The following is a 22,622-nucleotide window of genomic DNA, read 5'->3' as shown; positions in this document are numbered from 1 at the left end:
AAAAAGCACCTCTTAAATCAGAAGTGCTCCATATATTTTATATAAGGATAACGCAATCAACTGACTTAACTACCCCAGATTCATCTGGGATGGAATTAGCACCATTTCTAAAAATTAGCTGGTTGCTAAGGTTTCACAGGGCCATTCCCTCCGCCTTTCTTGATAAGTATTTTAAAATAACTTGGGCAAAGGTATAATTAATTCCATTTATCCTATAGTTTTTATAGATTTTTATTGAAATATTTTTTCTTTGACAATTACATCCATATCTTTGTCTAGTAATTTAGTCGACAAACACAGTCCCAATGAAACTTAAAACCATTTTAACAGCCGTATTGGCCATATCACTAACCTTCACTTACGCTCAGGAACAAACGGCCCTGGTAAAAAATCAGACAGCAAAGCTTCTGGAGAAAAAGCAAAAAGCATTTGTTGCCCTCGGTAACTGGCGTGGAATAGCTAAAGTAAAGGAAGGATTAGAAATCCCTTTCAATTTTGAAATCAACGAAAAAAACGGTCAACAGAAATTATATTTCCGCAATGCTGAAGAGCGTTTCGAAGGTGGCCCTGTAAAACAAACTGCCGACTCGCTTTTTGTCAAACTGGATCAGTTTGATAACGAACTTGCATTTGCGATAGTTGGTGATCAATTAACGGGTACATTAAGAAAACAGGATAAAGCAGGTAAACCTTTGGTGATTACTGCCGAACGAAAAAATTACCGTTTTAAAACAGATAAACCTGCCGCAGCAGACTATTCTGGTAGTTACGATGTGGTTTTTACATCGCCAAATGGTAAAGAAGAAAAAACAGTAGGTTTATTTAAACAATCAGGAAACAGACTTACGGGGACTTTTCTTCGCGTAACCGGCGATTCGCGTTATCTGGAAGGTGTTGTAGAAGGAAATGAATTTCAGCTTTCGAGTTTTATTGGCTCCTCTCCTGCTTATTACAAAGGAACTTTTCAGACAGATGGCTCATTAACTGGTGAAATTTTAGGTGCAAGGGGAAGCCAGCCTTTTACCGGAACCAAAAATAAAAATGCTGCCTTGCCCGATCCTTACAAACTTACCTACCTGAAAAAAGGGTACAAAACGCTTGATTTTAGCTTTCCTGACATAAATGGCAAAAAGATTTCGCTACAAGATGAAAAGTATAAAAACAAAGTGGTGATTTTAACCATCACTGGTAGCTGGTGCCCAAATTGTGTTGACGAAGCTACTTTTATAGCACCCTGGTATAAAGAAAACAAGAAACGTGGTGTAGAAATTATTGCTTTGCATTACGAGCGTTCAACTGAACCTGAATATGCAAAGAAAGTAATGACCCGTTTCAGAGAACGTTTTGGTATCGAATACGACCAGGTATTGGCAGGTACAGCAGACAAACAGGTGGTATCTGAATCTTTACCGGCACTCGATTCATTTTTATCTTTCCCAACTACCATTATCATTGATAAACAGGGAAATGTAGCGCAGATCCATACAGGTTTTAACGACCCGGCAACCGGTAAATTTTATGATGAATTTGTGAAAGAGTTTAATACAGAGATTGATACGCTATTGAAGAAATAGTTATCATAGTTTCATTCCTTAGCTGTCATTCTGAACGCAGTGAAGAATCTTTGCCTTATTGGTCGGTAAGACACTTGGCAATAAAATAAGTGTAGTGTGTATGGGGGAAAATTTTAATAGTTGCACAGGCAATACGCTCCAAAAAACATATAACGTTTCGTTTTTAGAAAAGCAGATATAGCGATCTTCGGTTTGGGCAGTCCTTCTTTCCGCTTCTATCTTTTTGTGATATTAATTGCACAATTGATGCGTTCTACAGCAAAAAGTATAGCCGCTGCAATAAGGTTTATTTAACCTGAGGCTGTGCAACAACAAATAGATGAAGGAAATGTTAAATGTAAGGTCCTTCGACGAGTTATCAATGACAGATTTCAAAAGAAAGGTCGTCAGCAATGACGATAATCTGAAGAGATTTTCTTTAAATAATACTGTAATTATATTCATTCCTTATCGGTCGGTGTCTCACCGACCGAAATATGTTAGGCAATAAATCCTAAGCAGTAGTCGGTGTGACACCGACCACAGAAACTCTGTGACTTCTGTATTTCCGTGGCGAAAACTAAGCTATTGAATACTCTTCAAAACGAACTCAACGATTGTTTTCTTCGGTACCACAACGGTGGTTGTCCGGCTATACCTGGCGATATTGATCCCATAAAAATGACCCTGCCAATCAAAAACGGGCGAACCACAGGCGTTTGCTTTAATAGCGGTATCGTGTGTAAAAATAGCATTAAACCCATCTCTTCGTTCTGATTTCCCGCCTTCAAATTTCTCTGCCGGATGATTAAATACCGACTGCCCCCTTCCCTCTAGTTTTAATGTTTTACTCATCTTACCCGAACCATTTCCCCATTCAAAAGTAAGCTCATCACCTGCCCAATATTTTAATATTTCGGGTGCAAATTCACTTGCCTTTTTGATGAGTTTTCCGTTAATGCTGATTAGTTCGTCGCCAACTTTTATACCCGCTTTTTCTGCCGGACTGCCTTCTTTAATTAACGAAAACTGAACCGGACTCGAATTATAAACAACCATTGCGCCCAAATAAGGCTGACTGTTAATTTTTGGCAAATTAAATAGTGTACTCCCCAAAACACTGTGCATCACCTTGCCAGAGGGATCAATACTATAAAGAAGTTTACCCATCTCTATTTTAACACTATTGCTATCAGAAATATTTAAATCAATCCCACCGTTTATCCGCTGTTCAAGTTCGAATAAAACCAGGTCATTTTCCTGATCTTTTCCAATTAACTTGATTGGCACGGCAATTCCATTAACATCATAGTGCGCTGCTTCACCAACCATGGTGTTTTTACTCAATAGTAACTGTTTTTTAGTCCCATTTGCTGTTTTAACATTCAATAATATAGCCTCAATTTCCTGATTTTTACCTTTTACCATACTGTTAATTAAAAAACAGCTATTTTTTACAATTGGTGTAGCAAAATCAGGATGTAAAGTCTTTTGTTTACTTTCTTTCTGCAATAGCGAAGATAAGGGATCTGTTTTCACACTATCCTTCTTTTCCGGGAAAGCCGTATAAAGTCTTTCGCTGTTTAAAGCCGTCCAATAGCGACGATAAAGGTCAACGGGAATTTCGAAATTCATTTCTTCCGAAACATCAATGGCACTGTGTAACCCGATAACTCGGCCATAATAGTCAAATAAAGGTCCGCCAGAATCACCTGGTTCCATTTTGCAGGTTGAGCGGATAAAGCCATATTCATTTTTCACTTCTGCAATATTTCCTAATCTTAATGTTGGCAGCGTTTGATTTAAGGTTTCGGGGTATGAAATACTGATACAAGGTTCATTTTTAACCAGACTTGCAGAATAACCCATCTCAGCAAATGGATAGATGCCTTTATCGGTAATTTTCATCATGCCCACATCTGGAATGCCTGGCGTTTCCTTATTGTCTATTTTCCCTAAAGCCAAGGCGATACATTCGCGTCCGTCAGGAAAAAAGACCTTATAATTTTTACCAGGTAAAATAGTATGTGCTGCCGTTAAGATATAGCCATCGGCACTCACTACCACACCGCTAAACTGCGCACTGGTTCTTTGGTTTTGCTGCACATCGAAACCCCACATCCTTACACTTGCGGGATATGCTTTTTTAACGGCTTCGGTTATGGTTTCCTGGAATTTGGCAACCTGCTTTTTCTGTGCTGCAGCATTTAATCCGGATAGCATCACCACCGTTATCAAAATTACTTTGATATAATTATTCATGATTAGTTATGATTTTTTGCCAATGTAATCCGTTCAGAAATTTCCTCGAGTGCATCGGCATCATTTCCGGTGAAACCGGTGAGTTTAAATATAATTTTGCCTGCTTTATCGATAACGAATTTTGCTGGGATGGCACTTACGCCATAATCTTCTACCGCAGCGTTACGCCCTGCTTCATTTTTCAGATCCATCAGCACCTGAAAATTAAAGTCCGATTTTGCGATGTAGTTCTTCGCGTCTTCAACAGGTGTTTTGGTGGTTTCCCAGGTATGGATAAATAAGAACTTCACACCAGGATCATTTTTATAGGCATTAACGGCTAACTGCATTGCAGGAAAAGATTTTTTGCAGGGCACACACCATGTCGACCAGAAATCGAGTACAATTACTTTTCCTTTCAGGTCTTTTAACGATACCACATTTCCATCAAGATCTTTTAAGGTAAAATTGGGTGCAGGCAAAGCAATCATCTCTGATAACAGCTTATTATGCAGGGAATCAGCTTTGTTTATAGCAGTTTGCGCCGATACAGAAATACATGCAAACAGGCACGAAAAAGCCAGGAGGCAAAGCCTCAAAAAAGATTTCATATTTTAAGTTAAAGGTTTTAAAAAAAAGGCAAGGCCATTTTACCGGCCATGCCGAGCGCATAGATAGCTTAAATGAGTATCTCCAATATCTTTTCTTTCGGTGGATAACATTTGGTTTCGTCACATACCTGATAGTAAAGGCCACATCTTATTTTAGTACCTGCTTTTGCCTTGCTGTAATCGACCATTATCCTGAAATTTGCCTTTCCTTCAAAAATAAACATGCCCTCATTGCCTGGATATGGAATAGCTGCTGTAGTTTTCCATTCCTGATCAGCTATTGCACCTTCAGGAAGTTCGAGGCGGGTTTCGGTTACCACGAATGGATTATCTTTGGATACATAAGCATAAATATGCCAGCCTTTTAAAATTTTGGCTTCGATAAGTAAACTGTCTTTTTTATTGCCATTGCCTGGAATAAACCTTGCCGAAACCGCAACAGGATCAGCTGTGGTCGGTTCATCACTTATAATCGCTTTTGGCAATTGGTAGCTTTGTTGCTGGCTAATAGGAAGATTTTTTCCATAAGTATTGACCATGAATTTAAAACCACCAGATTCGGTGTAAAATAGATTATTACGGTTTAGATTGAGCCAATTTCTCCATTCAGCTGCTTCGTTGAATTTTTCAGTGGTGTAACGTTCGAGCAAGCGTTGTGCCATCGCTACATCTTTCTTGGCCTCCAATAAACTTACGCATTTATCTAAAAGCGCTACTTTACGGTTAGAAATACCCAGTTTTTGTGCATCCCGATCTAACTGAAGGGTATACACACCTGAAGGATAGAAATATTCATAATTTTGGCGGTAGTATTTGTGATATAGGTTAATATTCGTGCCATAAATGGCAAACAAACCATCGCCGGCATAACCTTTTACATAATCCTCAAATGACTGGGTATCATTGGTTATGGGCATTTTTAAGAACATTTCGTTGCCATGGCCAATATCTTCGCCCTTTGCTTTTTTGTCCTTTAATTCCTGCTGCATTTTCAGCATACGAAGGTTACCTTCCCGTCGCGAAACAATGGCCTGGTTATAAAGATCTTTGTTTAACCGATAGATCAGTTCATCTATGCCGCTCCGGGTTTCGATCTGTACTTTTTTAACAATGGCCGGAAGACCGTCGAATTTTTTGATATAACAGATGGTGTTTACAAAAACATCTTTGGCCTCATCTGTCATATAATCAGGAGAGCCTGCAAAACCCCACATAAAGTAATTCCCCTGACGACCTAATGCCACTGCTTCGGCATTTTTAAGGCAAACACCACCTGAAATAGACTCAGCGTCAGGCGAATCATTAAATCCTTCTCCATGCGAAACCATACCGATCAGGTAAGGTTCTTTTGAAGAAAAGCCTTGCTTTACCACCTGCCACATATTCATTTCTTTTGGTGTACCAACGCCTTGGTGGCCATTAAAAAAAGAACCTGGAGTCGGCTTTTTCATCATGGTTAGTTTTACAGCATTTGGCGTATTAAAAATGGGATGATTCGTTTTGATGTTCAGGGCTTCATCATCCAGGCACTGGCAGTACCAATCGAACTTTAAACCTAAAGGTAAACCCACATTGGGTGCCATGGCGTGCATTAAAATCATCGGGCGGCTAAAGTCTGCAGGTAAGTTAACCAGGCCGGCATCCATCAGCGTTACATCCACGCCATCAGACATTTCTACTTTGTAATCAGCCACATCTACTACCTTAACCTCAGTAAAACGCTGTTCCAAAAAGGTTTTAAAATCAGCCATTCTGGTTTTGTATATTTTTTCGACAACAGCTGGGGTAGTTGAATAATAAACTACATTTTTTGGCATCGGCTTATCGGGATTATAGCCCACATACAAAACCTTTAATGCAATTTTCTCCCTATATTTCGCCGTCCCAAAAGTGAGCAGCGAAACCAGCATCAGGCATGCCGTTAGCATCTTTTTCATTATCTATATTTATCAGCCAATAACTAATTGAATATTTCAGCAAGCTTTTTGTTTAATGGTTCGCCACGCAAGCCATTGCCGATAATTTTGCCCTGCGCATCTACCAGAAAACTTGCAGGTACTGCGCGTACGCCATATAAACGGCCCACTTCGTTGTTCCAGCCTTTCAGGTCAGAAACGTGAATCCAGTCTAAACCATCTTTTTCTATCGCTTCTAACCAGCGCTCTTTTACGTTATCCAATGAAACTGAAATAATTTCAAAGCCTTTATCTTTATAGGTTTGATATTGTTTGACCAGGTTAGGATTTTCGGCCCTACACGGACCACACCAGCTTGCCCAAAACTCAACCAGAACCACTTTTCCTTTTAAACTGGCTAATGAAACTGGCTTGCCTACTACATTGTTCTGTGTAAAAAGCGGCGCTACATTTCCAACAGCGGTAATGCCGCTTGCAGCAATACGCTGTGCGAGTTCTTTACCCATGTCGGTTTCGCGATAGGCTTTGTTCAAGGCATTAAAAAGTGGTTCAACCTTGGCTACATCAACCTTACTCCCCGCAGCTTCTGAAAGTGCCACCAAAGAGAAATATGACGTTGGGTGTTCTTTTGCAAATTGAAACTGTTTCTCTGTTCTGTTCTGGATATTCTTTCTGAAACGCAGATCTACTGCTTTCATGTAAGCGGTATCTTTTTGCTGCTCTGGTGTGCCACGGTTAAAATCGATATTAACGGCTTTGGTAAGTGCCATAATGGTACCACCGATGGCTTTGTTATAGGCATCGTATTCCTGATAAACTTTCGAGCCAGCAAAAACAGCATTTTCCAGAGAATCTTTTGAAGTGATCGTTACCTGTTCCTTACCGAAATAAAAATAAATTACATCTCCGGTATAAACGGCCTTACCTTTACCCCCACCAGTATGATCCAAGGCCATACGCGCATAGGCATTGCCAGAAATATTTCCGGTAAACCTGAAACTTCCGTTAACAAGTGCTACCGAATCTTCGTGACTTATACCGTTATCCATGTAATCAATATAAGCCATTGCTGGTGCACCCAGCGAACCTATTTTACCTGTCAAACTAAAATTTGGCGCCTGTGCCCAGCTTAAAACTGGTAACAAAAAGGCCAATACTGCTAATTTTATCATTTTCATTTGTATGTCTTTCTATGGTTAAATAAGTTCCACGCTCAGATTTAAGCCCAAGCGTGGAACAGAATTATTTTCTGATTGCGATATCTACTGGAGCTCCTGGAATACCCTCAATCTTTTTGAGGAATACGCCGTTCATTCCTGTAGCAATACTTAAGAAAGAAACGCTTTCTTCTGTTCCTACCATCAAGGTTTCCTCGTCTTCGCTAAGTTTTAGCATCGTAATCGTTTTGCCGCTAAAGCTGGTAGCCAGCTCTCTTAGTTCTTCATTTACAGGATTATACCGATAAACCTTGCTGCCATTTGCAATATAAATTACCCCGTTTTTAGCGCCACTCCATTTTGTATTTTCATTAATTAACTCCTGGCGTACAAAAAGACGTTTATGTTGAGGCGTAAAGGTAAATGGCCCATTAAACTGAACATTGAACTTTAATTCGTAAATCTTTCCATCTGTTCCTTTACAATAGGCAAAACAATCTGCGTTATTAAGTTGCTCCAAATGAACAAGATCCATCCCCACATTTAAAGGATCGAAGGCAGTTGTTGTGGTAACGGAGTATTGGGTACCAAAATAAACAGGTGCTCCATAAAGATTGATCCGCACAAATTGCTTTCTGTTTTTGTCGAAGCCAATAAAATAAGTCGCCGATTGCGTAAAACTCATCACAAAGGAAGGAGCCAGCTCATAATCACCATCAGCAGGTAAGCCGAACATTCCATAAGTAGCTGCCTGGTCCCAGGTGCTTGTTGTTCCACCGTAAAATTTACCATTTACAACGCCCATCATTACCCCTTGAGGATGCGAAATAAATGACCCCACCTCCAAATCATCTGGCGATGTAAAAAAATTATCTTTAAGGGTGTTAGGATATTTCGGATCTTCCTGCATGGTATTCGGTTCCAACCTGATTCCACCATTTTTTGTAATGATCCAATAGCCTAATAATGTACCGCCCGTAAACGCATTCCTAAGCAGAAATAAATTTGTGGGGTTTGCAGGCAAATCTTTTCCCTGCATTGCCCTGTACAAACGTGCCTGCACGCTACCATCTGGCTTTACAAATGAAAACTGTGTGATCCCATTTTCGACACTCAATACCGTTGTACCACTGGCAAATTCGGTTCCGCCATCGATAAAAAAATTATGGAAATACTTCATTCCATTCGCCTTATTAAATACAGTAAGGCGTGCAGAATATCTTTTGGCCTGCAATCCAAAAATGATCCTTAATGCAGGGCCGTTATATAAAACATCATTCCCTTCCATTACACTAATTTTCCATTGAAGTTCTACATTGGCAGCATCCGCACCTTCTATTTTTGGTTTGATGATCAAACTATCCCCAACACTTGCGGTGTAAACAGAATCCAGATTAACCAGTTTAGGCTCAACAGGCATATCAATATCATAATTACCTAAGTCCTTATGACATGCGGCTAAAGAAACCACGCCAACTATTAATAAAATTAATTTTTTAATATTCATGTTCTTCGAATTAAATAACCTCATTGCCATTTTCATCTATAAAATAATATTTACCATTCTGCATGTTTTTCCTCAACAGCGTTTTTTTAGACGGATTACTCTTGTTATAGAAATAATAGCTATTGGTATTGCCTGCAGTTACTTCTTCGATGACATAACCTTTTGCTGCATTTTTGGCTACCCAATTAAATGGATTATTTAACATCGTGGTTAATAAGCCTATATAATACAGGTTTTTCGGTGCATCAAGTCCGTCGGTAGTGAGGGAGGTTTGCCCGGTTACCAGAATAAATAACTCATGTTTGGTTCTCGAATAAGGAGGAAGCGGCCAGCTATCCCACCAGCTTGGTTTTTCCAATTTGGAGGAGAATACAACTTTTGCCCTGATCAGATAAGGGTTTTCGATGCCTAGATCTGGCGTACCGGTTAATTTGATGAGTATCGAAACCGATCTGTTTTCAAGTTCCTTATCCTTGTTATAAATCACCAAAGGAATGTATCCTAATCCATTGTTAGGAAGGATTGAATATTGAGCTTTCAAAGCTTCGTAATGAACTCCCGGAGTGGCCGTAGAAGAATCAGTATCTACCCGCGCACTAAATTTCCGCTCTGCGTTTGTTCTGATTCCGGATAAACGTACCGGTAGCCACACGGTATCCTGAGCCCTTGTAGGATTATAGGCAAAGGTTTTTACGATGCTGTCTTTATCTCCATTATAAATGTCGAAATAAACATTAGCACTGTGATCAAAACGCATCTCTTCTGCTTTCTTGCAAGAAACAAGGCAAATGATCGCGAATATTAATATGTATATTTTCATAATTTGCTATTAATAAAATTTCAAATTGTTTTATCTGCCACCATAAACAACCTCGTCGTTAGGAAGAGGAAGTACGAAAATGTTATCGGAAGCCGGGATAATTGCACCAGTTTGTCCTACAATACCCCTATTGAGCCTTTTATACATATAGAACAACTGGCCTTCTGCTAACCATTCTTTACGGGCATCTTTAAGCAGTTCTTTTAATAAATCTTCTTCGTTGTTTATGGTCAAAGGATCACCTATTTGCCTCGCTTCGCGAACCTGCGTAAGGTAATTAACTGCGACCGTGGGGTTATTTGCATAGGAACATTCGGCAGCGATGTAATACATCTCACTAAGCCTGATTGCAGGAGCCATCAGGTAATGTAAATTTGCACCAGCCTCGGTACTTAAGGGATTTCTGCGGTATTTAACGATATCGTAAGATCTTGACGATTGACTGGATGTTGCAGACAACCAGTATTTATAACGGGAATCACTTGCTCCGGCTGTTGCCTTTTCATAGATATAATCTGCGGCATCCTCAATCAAATAAAATCCATTGGTACCACTTTGAAACCAATTGTCTTTTATCTCTTTTGCAGCGCCTGGTATATACCATCCAAAAACAAGTTCCTTGTAAAGAATACGATCTTTCTTTGAATCTTCGAATGCCTCAAAATCACTTTTTGCTGTCCAAGGGATTTTTTTTGAGTCGATTACCTCTTTAGCATTTTGCAAGGCTTTAACTTTATCGTTTTTATAAAGGTAAACCCTGGCAAGCGTTCCGCATACTGCATAATAATTTAAACGGTGCCTTCTATTTTGCAAGAAAAGACTTGAGCTCTTCTCTTCTGTATTTTTCAGCGTATCAGTAACTAAGGGATAATTTACAATATAACCGGCACTCCGAATCGGATCAGCGATTAATAATTGTTTCGACTCTTCCAAATCTTTGATGATCAGATTAATGGTTTCTGATACACTAGAAACCGGCGTAATCTCTTTCGTGTATTTGTTAGCATAAGGAATTCCTTTTGCAGAAGGATTTCTCAAATAAGAAGGAGCAAAAAGACGCAACACATCGAAATGCAAATAGGCTCTTAAGGCAAGCGCTTCTCCTTTAACAATAGCATAATTACTACCGCTAAAAATGTTCTTTTTTGCATCTACATTTTCCAGGATCAGGTTGCAGTTAACAATTGCATTATATAAACCAGCCCATATTTTATCCTTCCGTTTGATAAACTCGCCATGTTTGTAATTATACAATGAGGTTTGCCTGTAGTTCTGTCCGTCTTCACGCATCGAAAAATTTTGCGCCAATACTTCTGTTGTACCAAACGTAAGCTCTTTACCATACAGATCTGATTCTGTGCTGCGGTTATACACACCATTTATGGCTTCCATAAAGCCATTTTCTGTACTGAATAAAATTGGAGCAGCTATTTCTGATTCCGGCTCAACTTCCAGCCATTTTTTGCAGGAACTAAACAATCCTGTTATTAAGATGAGGCAGATTAACAATCTAATCTTCATGTTTTTATATTTTAAATTTGTTAATTAATATAGCTTAGAAAGCTGCTCTAACAGAAAAGGTTAAACTCCTGGTAAATGGATAATTAATTCCTCTTTCTTCTTTTACTGATGACCAACGCACCACGTCATTTGCCGTTACCTGAAACATGAGACTCGACATTGATAATTTTGATGCGATTTTTTTATTCATATCATAAGAAAAGTTGACTGATTGTAGGTTGATCAGATTATCAGGCTGGATAAACCGCGAGCTTACATCCGTTTCGCCATTATCTGCTATGTTTTTATAAAAAGACAGGTCGCCTGGCTGCTTCCACTTTTCTTCAAATACACGTTTATCAACGTTATATCTTGGGTCGGCATTTTCAACACGTTCTACCAGGGTTAGGTTGTATTTATCCCCACCGAAAAAAGTCTGAAACTGCACATACAGGCTAAACCTTTTGTAATTAACCGTTCCGCCAAAGTAGCCGCTCACTTTAGGATTAGGATCGCCGATTACAACATAATCTCTTTTATCGTAGTCGTAAGTAAGTGTACCATCTCTTTTGAGGTATAATTCACGTCCGTTTTCCGGATCTATGCCTAACGAACGTACACCATAAATGGCATTGAAAGGTTGTCCTTCGCTAAACCTAAGCAAAGGAATGCCCCTGTAGCCACCGTCGCCTGGCTTTAAAGACTGCAGTTCGTCTGCCCTGTCATTGTATTTCTTTAAAGCGTTTGAAATCCTTACTACCTTATTTCTGTTGGAAACCATATTGGCATTCAGGTTTACCGACCAGTCTTTGCTTCTTACCGCATCTATGGTTAGCCCCAACTCAGCGCCTTTGTTTTCCATGTCGCCAAGGTTTTCTTTATAAGATAGAAACCCTGTTGATGGCGGCAATGTAATATCAGCCAGAATATCTTTGGTAAACTTCTTATATATTCTAGGCGTAATCATTACCCGATCTTTAAACAACCCGATATCGATACCAATATCCGTCATCCTTGTTTTTTGCCATCCAAGGTTTTCATTTCCATAACTGTTTACACCGGCACCAATACCAGATGAATACCAGTTTCCTGTATTGTACTTATAAATGGTTTTTGATAAATAAGGATCGAACTCTACTGAACCGGTGAGACCCGTAGAGGCTTTTATCCTGAGTTGGCTAATTACAGGATTACCCTTCAGAAATTCCTCCTGGTGTACATTCCATCCTAATCCAAACGACCAAAAAGGAGCCAGTTTATTGTTTACGCCGAATTTTGAAGAGCCATCAATACGCACGGTTCCATCCATAAGATACCGGTTTTTATAGGAGTAGTTCATCGAAAAAAACGAACCAAACAAACGAGCTTTTTCGAGCCTGCTTTGCGGTTTTCCATCTTCGGCATAGCCCTTGGCAAATCCTATGCTGGTAAAACGATCGTTAGCAAATCCAATAGCGGTAAATTCTTTTTGGTCGCGCAGCTCTGTACGGGCATTTACACCTACCAAAGCGTTAAAATAATTGCCACCAATCTGCTTTAACCAGGTTAACCTGATATTACTATCCCAATAGGTTTCTTTCATCTCCCTGTTCATATATTCTCCCTTTTCATCTATTTTATCTGTTTTGTACAGGTAAAATTTATTTGCCAGTGGAGAGGTAAAAACATCATCAGAGTTTGATTTTGTGGTTACACTCATTTGAGCCCTTAACCTCAGGTCTTTTGCCACTTCCAAATCGGCAGAAAGGTTATCAATAATTTCGGTATACTTATATTTATTGAAGCTGCTTAAACTGGCGTCAAATAATGGATTAAAAACATATTCTCTAGATCCATCTTGTTTTTCATATACATCCGAAATCCTCATCGCCATGCCATTGGCATCTTTCAATGGATAATAGGGATTCATTCTTACATAATTCGAAAAATCACCATAGGGGGATTCAGCAGCACCTACCTGTGTTACAGACAATTCATTTCTGAACTGGAGTTTCTTCACATTGTATTGAAAGCTCATTCCACCTGAATATTGATCCCTTTCAGAGCCTTTCATTGCTCCCGGCCTGGTTTGGTAACGAAGATTTACATTATACCGGAATGCCTGCGATCCTCCATCCAAGTTTATAGCATGTTTTTGCCCGAAGGTATTGCGTAGCGGTTGTGATAACCAGTAGCTGTTCACACCACCAACAACATTGGCTTTTTTGTGGTAATAGATTTCATCGAGCTGATCTTGAGAAACTTGCTGTTTAGAAGAACTATATAATCCTGCCAAAACTTCATAATCCAGTTTTTCAGCAGCATCTAAAACCTGATAATCACTTAAATCTGCAGCGGTAAGGTTTAACTCGTAGTTGTATTCCACGCGTAATTTCCCTTCTAAAGGCATTTTAGTGGTAATCACAATTACACCATTGGCCGCACGCGAACCGTATATTGCCGTTGCAGCCGCATCTTTTAATGAGGTAACCGATGCAATTCTGTTCACATCCAAATCAAATACTTTCTCAACGCTCACTTCATACCCGTCCAGCATAAAAACAGGTCTGTTTGCGTTACCTTGAATATCATCCCTTCTTAACACCTGCCCATCGCCGCTTGGCAGCGCAGAAGCTCCCCTAACATTGATAGAAGGAATCCTGTTAGGGTTGGAGCCTGCCAGGTTATTATCGATCAGTTTAAATGAAGGATCAAAAGTTCCGATACTTTGAAGCAAATTTTGTGGATTTACCCTTCTCAGCTGATCTCCGGATATCGTAACTGCGTTACCGGTATAGTTATCTTTTTTAATCGTTTGATAACCCGTTACCACCACATCGTTCATCTGGGTCATCTTCGAAGTGAGCTTAACGTTTAACGTTTTAGTGCCTGTAACCTTGGTTTCAAACAAGTCGTAGCCTACATAACTAAAAACCAAAATGCTTCCTTCGTCAACATTGACTTTGAATTCGCCCTTATCATTGGTGATACCTACGCTTGCACCATTTTTAACGGAAACGTTAACCCCCGGAAGGGTTTCACCCGTAGCTTTATCAGCAACAACACCTTTAACCTCAATTTTTACCGCTAAACTTGCTGTAACAACTGGCAAATTCTCTTTGCGGCTGATCACGATGGTTTTGTTAACAATGTTATAGCTCAGGTTTTGATCTTTTAAAGAAGCCTTCAAAGCATCTACCAATGATGTGTTATTGAACTCGACCATTACGTCTGGCTTATCCTGTAGCAATTGTCCTTTGTAAAAGAAAAAATAGCCTGTCTGCTTTTTAATCTCCTTAAAAACTTGTTTAAGTGAGGTTTTTCTTCGAGAGAGCGTTACGGTTTGCGAGAAGGTGGCTGCCGAAACATGTAAGGCGCCAACCAGTAGTAAAATCGTAGTCAATTTCATGACCAATAAAAATTTAATCTTTACCCTCCGCATGTCGCACACGGGGTTGTAAAGGGTAGTTAATTTCATACCTTTGTAATGAATGAGGTTAAAAAATAGCAGCTGGGTTTCGAAGCAAGCTGCTTGTCCAAATTTCTACCGGAAGCGTTGTCGCGCTTTCGGTTTTTTTTTAAGGTAGGATGCTAAATTTCAGGTAGTTTTTTCATCATAAAGTTTAGTTAGTTTGTGAATTGGTTGGTTGATTTTTCCGGCTGTTTAAAGAAAGCCATTCTTGTTTAATTTCCTGTTACGGTAAGCACTTTGCCTTTTATATCAATATGAACGTGGTTAAATTCTAATATTTTAAATACCTCTGCCAAGTTACTACTTCTAGGAATTTCGCCTATATATTTTTCTGTTGAAATTTTGCCCTGATAAACTACATCTACATCATACCAACGCGAAATCTGCCGCATAATACTTTGCAGATCATCATCATCAAATGAAAAAATATTATTCTTCCAGGCCATTTCTTTGTCAATATCAACCTCATGATCAAGCGTTAATTTAGCTGTGTTTATATTTAGCTTCGATTGTTCGCCCGGGTGAAGGTTTATAGTAGCAGAGGCATTGCTCACTTTTACTGCACCTTCCAAAAGCGTGGTTTTAACAAGAGCTTCATCCCTGTAGGCGTTAATATTGAAATGCGTACCTAAAACTTCAACGGTTTGTGCATCTGTTTTTACCTTAAAAGGACGGGTATGGTCTTTTGACACCTCAAAATAAGCTTCGCCATTAAGTTCGACTACCCTTTCGTTTTTTGCAAAGGCATAAGGATACTTTAAGGTTGTGGCCGCATTAAGCCAAACTTTTGTTCCATCGGGCAGGCTTACCTGGTATTGTCCGCCACGGGGCGTGCTAATGGTGTTTGAGCCTGTAACCGGGGCATTCGGAATTTCTTTAATGATGTATTCGAGTTGTCCGTTTTTAGTCTTGTGGATGATGATACCACTCTGGCGCGCAATCTGACCGTTTTTAGCATCATCCAGATTTACCACAGTTCCATCTGCCAGTGTTAACATCGCTTTATTTCCACCCGGAAGAATATCTTTTAATTCTGTTTTAGCTGTTACTGGCAAAGTATTATGACCTGTTATAAAATAGAGCCCTATGCTAAAGCATAAAATAATACTGGCCGCTATCGCAATGCGCTTAACCGTAACCAATTTTACAGATTGTCTTCCTGGTTTTAACCGATTCCATACTTCTTCTTTACTGGTTTCGATCAGTAAATGATCAGGAGCCTCTTTTTCGAAAGGTAACTGAAGGTACCATGCTTCTACAACAGCGATTTCTTCTGGCGTACAATGGCCTGAACGGTATTTATCTAAAAGCTTTTTTGCATTTTTCTCCATTACAAAGAAATCTAGTTTGGTTGGTTAATATATATACGGCGAAGCTATAGCCTTGGGGGTATCGAAAATTATTTTTTTTTCAAAAATATTTTCAATACAGCTTAATTTAAAGAGAAAAGTCTGCATTTAGGCCTTTTATGGCAGATTACCTATAGCTTTTTAAAAGGAAAGCAACATAAATAACTACTCCTAACCTCGATTTAAGAATTCGTAGTGCTCTTTTAACCTGTGTTTTGACTGTTAACTCAGAAAGCCCTAATTCGAGCGCAATTTCTTTATGTGATTTGTTTTCTTTGCGACTTAAAATAAATATTTCGCGCATTTTTGACGGCAAAGCATCAATTTCTTGCTCGATTAGTAATGCCATTTGCTTTTCACGCACCATATAATCAGTAGCCACATGATCCTGATCTATATAATCCTGCAAAGAATCAACGTATTTACTTTCTACTTTTTGATGCGCAAACACATCCAGTACACGGTTGCGCACTGCTGTATATAAATATGCGGATAAATTACCGTCAGGTGCTATCTGTAAACGTTTAACCCAAAGTGATTCGAACAACTGGTGTAATACATCCTTTGCTTCTTCATCATCATTTAAGCGTTTGCTGGCGTGAATGAAGAGCAGGCCATAAAAGCGGTTGTAAATTTCAGTAAAGGCAAGCTCATCACCCTGAGTTAACAGGTATGCCAGTTCGCTATCAGAATATGAACGGTAAACACGCATAGAGATAAACAAAGATAATACAAATACAATCGGTTTCATTGGCTTGTATAAGCGTATATCTTACTTATCTCTTGAAAGTTGTAACTTTTTGCATGGAAATAGCGGTTTTTAACTGCAAAAAAAGGAATTTAGCAATTTTGGAAGGTTTCGTAAACAAAAACAGCCATAAAATAGATAGATGAAGGTGAATATTGAGGTCCGGTTTGTGAGATATCGAAAGATGGAATAAAAGTTTTTAACCACAGATGCACACAGATCAACACAGATTTGATAGCTGTCCATCCTTTTTATCTGTGGTTAAACATAAAACAGATAAACCTGATGCCCGCTGCAAAAAACAGCATGTGCAATCCAGGCTTATCTTTCAACTCAAAAACCAATAGATGAAGTCGAATATTGGGTTTCGGCCGATGGATTAAAAGTTTTTAACCACAGATGCACACAGATCAACACGGATTTGATAGCTGTGTCCATCTTTTTTATCTGTGGTTAAATTATTTCTACTCGTGCCTGAAGGACTTAACTTAATCACGTTGTATTAAACCGTACCTACCCGTTCTTTTTCGAAAACATAAGCAAAATGTTTAAAGGTATCGTTTGCTGCAACAATGGCCTCCTGTTCTTCCTGCTCAGTTTTTGCCTGTGCATTTAAAACAGCTATAAAATTGCCCCACATCATGCCAGTAGCTTCTCCATAACCCGAAAAGAAAGAAACACCCTTCGTTACCCCTCCTTTTTCGAGCATTTTAACAATAATGCTTCCACCCATAATCGAACCTTCCAATACGTATAATGCACCTAAAGCCTGTACGGCATTTTCAATTTTTGGTACAGTTGTAAATGGAAGTTCAGAGATATCTGCACCGAGTTCTAAAATATCAGCTTTAATATAGGCCGAATTTCTACGCTGGGCATAATCCGGCAGAACCGATGCCGTGATAAAAGGCTTAATCGTTTCTTCAATATGGCTGAAGTACGCAAAAAAATGTTTCAATAAATCTGCATAGTCCTCATTGCTTCTGATTGCTTTCAGCTTTAAAACAACCTGTTTCTCTAAATTCTGGTGCTCGGCTTTTGTAGCCTCTTTAATATTTGTACTTAACATGTTTTGTAATTTATAGTATTTGAAATTTAATCTTTATATAATCGGTAGGTTAAACCAGCCAGCAGTACGCGCCCCGGCTGTCCTGGCATTAACCGGTCGGTATAGTTCAAAATATTATCTGCCGTAAGTCTGATACTCAAATGCTGTTTCATTAATTTCTTTTCAAAAGCGGCATTAAACATAAAAAAGCCATCAACAAAGGTGTCGTAACGATCGATAAACTGGTTTCCATTACGGTCGCCAAAAGGATATTTACCCCTGTAATTTACGCGTATGTTTAGGCTGGCATCCCAGGGACGGTAATTATAAAATGCTTTAAAATTGGCCATGTGACGCGATCGGTTCTCTATCCCCCAATAATCAGAAGGTTTTGGTGCGTAGGAGTTTCCGGTTGCGGGATCATGGATATTCTGGTTATAAGGATAATGCCCGGTTTTAATGCTATCAATTACGCTTAAATCTTTCGCAATGAGGTATTGATAACCTGCGCTCAATTCTAAATTTTTAACCGGACTAATGGAAAAAGAGAGATCTATGCCTTTATTTACGGCCTCAGGAAGGTTTTGATAGGTATAAATATTCCGGTTTCCGCTGCCCGTAGCTACCTGGATGCTGTTGATCTGGTTGCGTAAGGCGTGGTGAAAAATTCCTGCCTCTACTTTTATGTTTTCTTTCGGTTTCCACTCCAGACTTAAATTTAACGAAGTGCTTCTTTCTGCCTGTAAATTTTGATCCATTTGGTTTAACAGATATTGCCTGATTTCACTAATCTGTCCCTGAGCCTGCAGCTGATTTAGCGTTTGCCTCAGCACTTCATTTCCAATAACCAGGTAATTTGCTGCCGGATTATAAAAAACAAGGTACCTCGATTTAAAGTCAGGTGCTTTAAATCCTGTACCTGCACCGGCCTTAAAGGTTAAAGTTGGGATAATTTTATACTGCAGGCCTAAACTGGGGTTAAGTTTACTCCCGTAGGTATTGGTTAAATCGTAACGCAGCCCTGCAACCATCCCCAATTGTTTAGTGAGCTGCCAATCGCCTTGAAGAAAAGCAAAACCTGAACTTACTGAAGCTGGATTGGTTAGCGAAACATCATTCATACTTTCGATACTACCGCCTAAACCGCCGGTGAATTTAAGTTCATCATTTACACCATAGGCAAACTGCTGTTCGAAACGGTGTAAGTTCTGTGCGAAAATATCTTTTGTAATGGAGCTATTGGTCTGTTGCCAATCTACACTTTGGTCTGACCGGAAATTAGTATAATAATAACGGCTCATGCTACGCAAACCCGAACTAAAGTTATGGTCAAATGTTGCAGAAAGGTTTAAATCCTGCTCATCCTGACTGTCGCCTGAAATAATGCCCAAACCAAAATCTTTCGACATAAATGATTTCCGTAGTCCGTAGCGACCACTAAAACCAATCGTACTTTTTGGCGTTAGGCGGTAACGGACTCTCCCCTGCAAAGCATAATTATCATAAGGCGGTGCAGTGGTACCCTGTTGAATGTATTTAGGATTGGTATTAAAACCATCTGTCCGGTAATAATTTGCAGATACATTGGCCGATCCTCTTTGTGAGGCAAATGGCGTTTCTCCTTCAAGGGTAATATCAGCAATATTCAAACTTCCGTAATTTGCGGCAACCGATGCCTGTGGCTGTAAAGCGCCATAGCGGGTTACGATATTAATCGCCCCGCCGAGCGCTTCGCTTCCAAAGAGACAGGAGGATGCACCTTTAATAATTTCAATCCTTTCGATATTGGAAACACTGATCCTGGACAGATCAAAATTTCCACTGTTGCGGCCAACCATTGGCTGACCATCGATCAATATCATAATGTATTCACTGCTAAAACCTTGCATCTGTACACCAACCGACCTTGCGCCACCACCAATGTTGTTTACTATGGCAATTCCGGTCTGTTCTTTCAATACCTCATCTAACCTCCTACTGCCCATTAATTCGATGGTTCGTCGGCTAATTACCGTCACAGGCATTGCACTGCGTTCTAACTTTAACAAGTGATCTGGAGCAGCACGGTTTTCGGATACGGCAACCTCGCTAAGTTCTCGTGCATCGTCTGATAGTTTAATTATTAAGTTATCTGTAGGCACAGAACCGATTTTAATATTGGCTTGATGATTGATTTTGCCGACCATACTTACGGTAATGTTGTAATTACCGGTAAATATCTTGTTGAAACTAAAATTTCCTTTGGCGTCGGTTTCGGCGCTATGCCCATCAGGCTCCAACCGTACAGTTGCACCACGTAAAGGTTTATCAAGCTTATCAGTAACCTTGCCTTTTAAATTTCCATAATCTTGTGCAGTAACCGTTAAATGGAAAAACACAAGGAAGAATATGATGGCGGATAGTTTAAACATGTTTTATTTTTATTGTTGTAGTACCAGGTTTTATCCCTTCCTGTTTATTTTCTTAATCGTAACCTGTTTTCAAGCATTACACTTTCTACATTATTTACCTGCAAAAGGTCAGCTTTAATGTTGGCAATTCTACCTGTTGTGGCCAGCTTACTTGCGGTTAGTGTCCTGGTTCCGTTAATCAGCGAAATTGCGGCATTTAAGCACAGCTCATCCGGATCACCTAAAACTGGATTATCTACTCCTTTAATCATTACGTCTGGCTGCATACCTGTAAAATAATCAGACCAGCCATTGGCATTTTTAATCAAGAAACTACTGAGGTAAACACTATACTGATCGATATTGATCCCGAAAAAGCCTACAGGTTTGCCATAGGTTTTCTCTCCGATGAGTTTAACATCAAAATAAGGTTTCAGAGCGCTAATCAGCATTTCACTGGCCGAGGCGGTATTGCCCGAAACGATAAAATAAACGGATTGGATACTTTGCAAATTCCCTTTTTTACTGAATTTATAGGTATTGCCAGCAACTGAATAATCTACATCTGCCATGGTCGCATTCCGGCCATTATAAATGGTAGTTTTCCCATTAGCATCTAAATACGGCTGGTGTTTTAATATCGGTACGGCACCATTCTGCATGGCAGAATTAAATACTTCACTGTACATCACCTTTCCGTTCAAACTACCGGGAACAATTAAATTGGCAATATATTCAGCAGTTTCTAAATAACCTCCACCATTGCTTCTTAGATCGATTACAATGGCTTTTGGATTCGCGCTTGCCAGATCTGCAAATGCTTCATCCAGGGCTGCTTTGGTTGTACTTAACTTAGGGAATGAACCTAAAGCGATATACGCAACCTGCACACTACCAGTTGCAATGAGCTTACTGGCTAATACAGCTGTGCCTGGGTTTAAGACCTCAGCACTTGTACCCGGTAAACTCTTCCCCAACTGGAGGTTCGAATATTTTGGATTTTCAAAGTAAACAGGTAATTCGTAAGGACTACCGGTAGCAACATTTATTTTAAGCTGCGAAATATCGAACAACTCTTTCCTGAAAGTGGTAATATCAGAACCGACACCTACATATTTTTGCCTCGGGTTAAATTCTGCATAACTTGGCAGCGCATCGTTCCATAAGTATACCTGTTTGGCATATAGAAAAATAGAATCCAGCGTAAACTGGCTGCGCGTACCCGTTGTAGGTGAAACAATTTCTTCCGCATCATTAACAGAAACCTGTGTCTTTTTACAGGCAGAGGTTCCCGTTAGAATCAGCGTAAGAAGCGTGATATATATCTTGAAAGAATGTTGCACGATATACTAGTTAACAACAGTAATTATATCATCAAAATATCCTAAGGCTATACCAGCTGCATAATATTCTCCTGCAGGATAGTTATAGCTATAGAAATCATAATTACCAGTGGGTAAATTATCGGGTACTTTTAATGTTAACTGACCTGTTTTGGTTTCCTTGATAATCAGTTCGTAAGTTTCTTTGGTGGCAGCATTGCGGATAGAAAATTTATTAACCAGTTCAATCCTGTTTGTACCATTAAGTACAAACTCTTCGCCGGGTTTTAACGTGAGTTTTATCGCACTCAATTCTATAGGGGTAATGGCTGGGCGGCTATCAGTTACACCGAATGTCCGTTCAAAAACCACGCTTCTCTGTCCTGATACGATTTTTAATTGATAGGTGCCATCCGGTACGGTATTATCAACTGTTACGCTGAGTGCAATTGGTGTTATTGTTGCAATGGCAATTTCTTTTTCGGTATTATTAGCCGTATTTACCAAAAAAGCTTTGGTTTGTTCTTTATTGGCAATAATATTATCGCCGGTAACATTAATATTGCTCCCTCTGTTTACAAAATTTTTAGTGTTATATACCGAAATCCCCGAAGAGATATTAATCTTAAGCAGCGGCTGATTAATCACTTTTTTGATCAGGTACTCTTTGGTTGTACCATTTTGCGCGGTTACCACAAACCTGGTTGTTTCTTTAAAAGCCACACTTTGGCCCGAAGCAGGACTAACATTCGCCCTTTCTGATACCACGATGGTAGGCACAATATTATCTGGCACAGCCTGACCTGATGGCCAGTATATGGTTAGGTTCTTTTCGTCGATTACAGCCTTCAATGGATTTCCGTCGGCATCTTTTATTGTAAAGCTTACAATATCGGCATACGGGAAATCTTCGTATTCTTTTTTGCAGGCACTAAACAGGCTTAGTAAACAAAAAAGCAAAAGGTAGTATGAGCTGGCAGAGAAGCGTTTATATGTTGTATTCATAATC

Annotated in this window: 15 protein-coding genes and 1 riboswitch; of the genes, 1 reads left to right on the top strand and 14 read right to left on the bottom strand. The window is 39.5% G+C overall.

Features of this window, described 5'->3' with window-relative positions:
- Nucleotides 1–62 precede the first annotated feature (62 nt).
- Nucleotides 63–169: riboswitch (SAM riboswitch) on the bottom strand.
- Between the two features lie 136 nt (nt 170–305).
- Nucleotides 306–1,574, top strand: a complete 1,269-nt coding sequence (locus tag ACUN24_RS16555; protein WP_445563501.1) for a peroxiredoxin family protein — start codon at nt 306–308, stop codon at nt 1,572–1,574.
- Between the two features lie 564 nt (nt 1,575–2,138).
- Here ACUN24_RS16555 and ACUN24_RS16550 read toward each other — a convergent pair.
- The 14 genes from ACUN24_RS16550 to ACUN24_RS16485 all read right to left on the bottom strand — a co-directional run bounded on the left by ACUN24_RS16550 (nt 2,139) and on the right by ACUN24_RS16485 (nt 22,618).
- Entirely contained in the window at nt 2,139–3,815 is a 1,677-nt protein-coding gene (locus ACUN24_RS16550; protein WP_445563500.1) for a trypsin-like peptidase domain-containing protein, read from the bottom strand.
- Nucleotides 3,816–3,817: 2 nt separating this feature from the next.
- Entirely contained in the window at nt 3,818–4,405 is a 588-nt protein-coding gene (locus ACUN24_RS16545; RefSeq protein WP_445563499.1) for a TlpA family protein disulfide reductase, read from the bottom strand.
- 68 nt (nt 4,406–4,473) lie between these two features.
- Nucleotides 4,474–6,342, bottom strand: coding sequence for a protein-disulfide reductase DsbD domain-containing protein (locus ACUN24_RS16540; protein WP_445563498.1), 1,869 nt, complete (start codon nt 6,340–6,342; stop codon nt 4,474–4,476).
- A 23-nt stretch (nt 6,343–6,365) separates the two neighbouring features.
- Nucleotides 6,366–7,493, bottom strand: a complete 1,128-nt coding sequence (locus ACUN24_RS16535; RefSeq protein ID WP_445563497.1) for a redoxin domain-containing protein — start codon at nt 7,491–7,493, stop codon at nt 6,366–6,368.
- Nucleotides 7,494–7,563: 70 nt separating this feature from the next.
- The gene (locus ACUN24_RS16530) at nt 7,564–8,985 is read right to left on the bottom strand and encodes a PKD-like family lipoprotein (protein WP_445563496.1); all 1,422 of its coding nucleotides are present in this window, start codon (nt 8,983–8,985) and stop codon (nt 7,564–7,566) included.
- 10 nt (nt 8,986–8,995) lie between these two features.
- Nucleotides 8,996–9,805, bottom strand: coding sequence for a DUF4843 domain-containing protein (locus ACUN24_RS16525; protein ID WP_445563495.1), 810 nt, complete (start codon nt 9,803–9,805; stop codon nt 8,996–8,998).
- Between the two features lie 30 nt (nt 9,806–9,835).
- The gene (locus ACUN24_RS16520) at nt 9,836–11,326 is read right to left on the bottom strand and encodes a RagB/SusD family nutrient uptake outer membrane protein (protein ID WP_445563494.1); all 1,491 of its coding nucleotides are present in this window, start codon (nt 11,324–11,326) and stop codon (nt 9,836–9,838) included.
- 34 nt (nt 11,327–11,360) lie between these two features.
- Complete coding sequence (locus tag ACUN24_RS16515; RefSeq protein ID WP_445563493.1) at nt 11,361–14,693, bottom strand: SusC/RagA family TonB-linked outer membrane protein; 3,333 nt, start codon at nt 14,691–14,693, stop codon at nt 11,361–11,363.
- 275 nt (nt 14,694–14,968) lie between these two features.
- Nucleotides 14,969–16,087 (bottom strand): FecR family protein, encoded by a 1,119-nt coding sequence (locus tag ACUN24_RS16510; RefSeq protein ID WP_445563492.1) that lies wholly within the window; start codon nt 16,085–16,087, stop codon nt 14,969–14,971.
- A gap of 145 nt (nt 16,088–16,232) precedes the next feature.
- Nucleotides 16,233–16,856, bottom strand: a complete 624-nt coding sequence (locus ACUN24_RS16505) for an RNA polymerase sigma factor (RefSeq protein WP_445563491.1) — start codon at nt 16,854–16,856, stop codon at nt 16,233–16,235.
- Between the two features lie 499 nt (nt 16,857–17,355).
- Nucleotides 17,356–17,922 (bottom strand): biliverdin-producing heme oxygenase, encoded by a 567-nt coding sequence (locus ACUN24_RS16500; RefSeq protein ID WP_445563490.1) that lies wholly within the window; start codon nt 17,920–17,922, stop codon nt 17,356–17,358.
- Nucleotides 17,923–17,948: 26 nt separating this feature from the next.
- The gene (locus ACUN24_RS16495; protein WP_445563489.1) at nt 17,949–20,312 is read right to left on the bottom strand and encodes a TonB-dependent receptor; all 2,364 of its coding nucleotides are present in this window, start codon (nt 20,310–20,312) and stop codon (nt 17,949–17,951) included.
- 44 nt (nt 20,313–20,356) lie between these two features.
- Nucleotides 20,357–21,634, bottom strand: coding sequence for a S41 family peptidase (locus tag ACUN24_RS16490; RefSeq protein ID WP_445563488.1), 1,278 nt, complete (start codon nt 21,632–21,634; stop codon nt 20,357–20,359).
- Between the two features lie 6 nt (nt 21,635–21,640).
- A complete protein-coding gene (locus tag ACUN24_RS16485) occupies nt 21,641–22,618 on the bottom strand; it encodes a hypothetical protein (RefSeq protein ID WP_445563487.1) in 978 nt (325 codons plus the stop codon).
- Between the last annotated feature and the right edge of the window lie 4 nt (nt 22,619–22,622).

The sequence above is a fragment of the Pedobacter sp. WC2501 genome, from assembly GCF_052682415.1.
The sequence above is the reverse complement of the archived record's forward strand: the minus strand, read 5'-3'. Positions and strand labels throughout refer to the sequence as shown.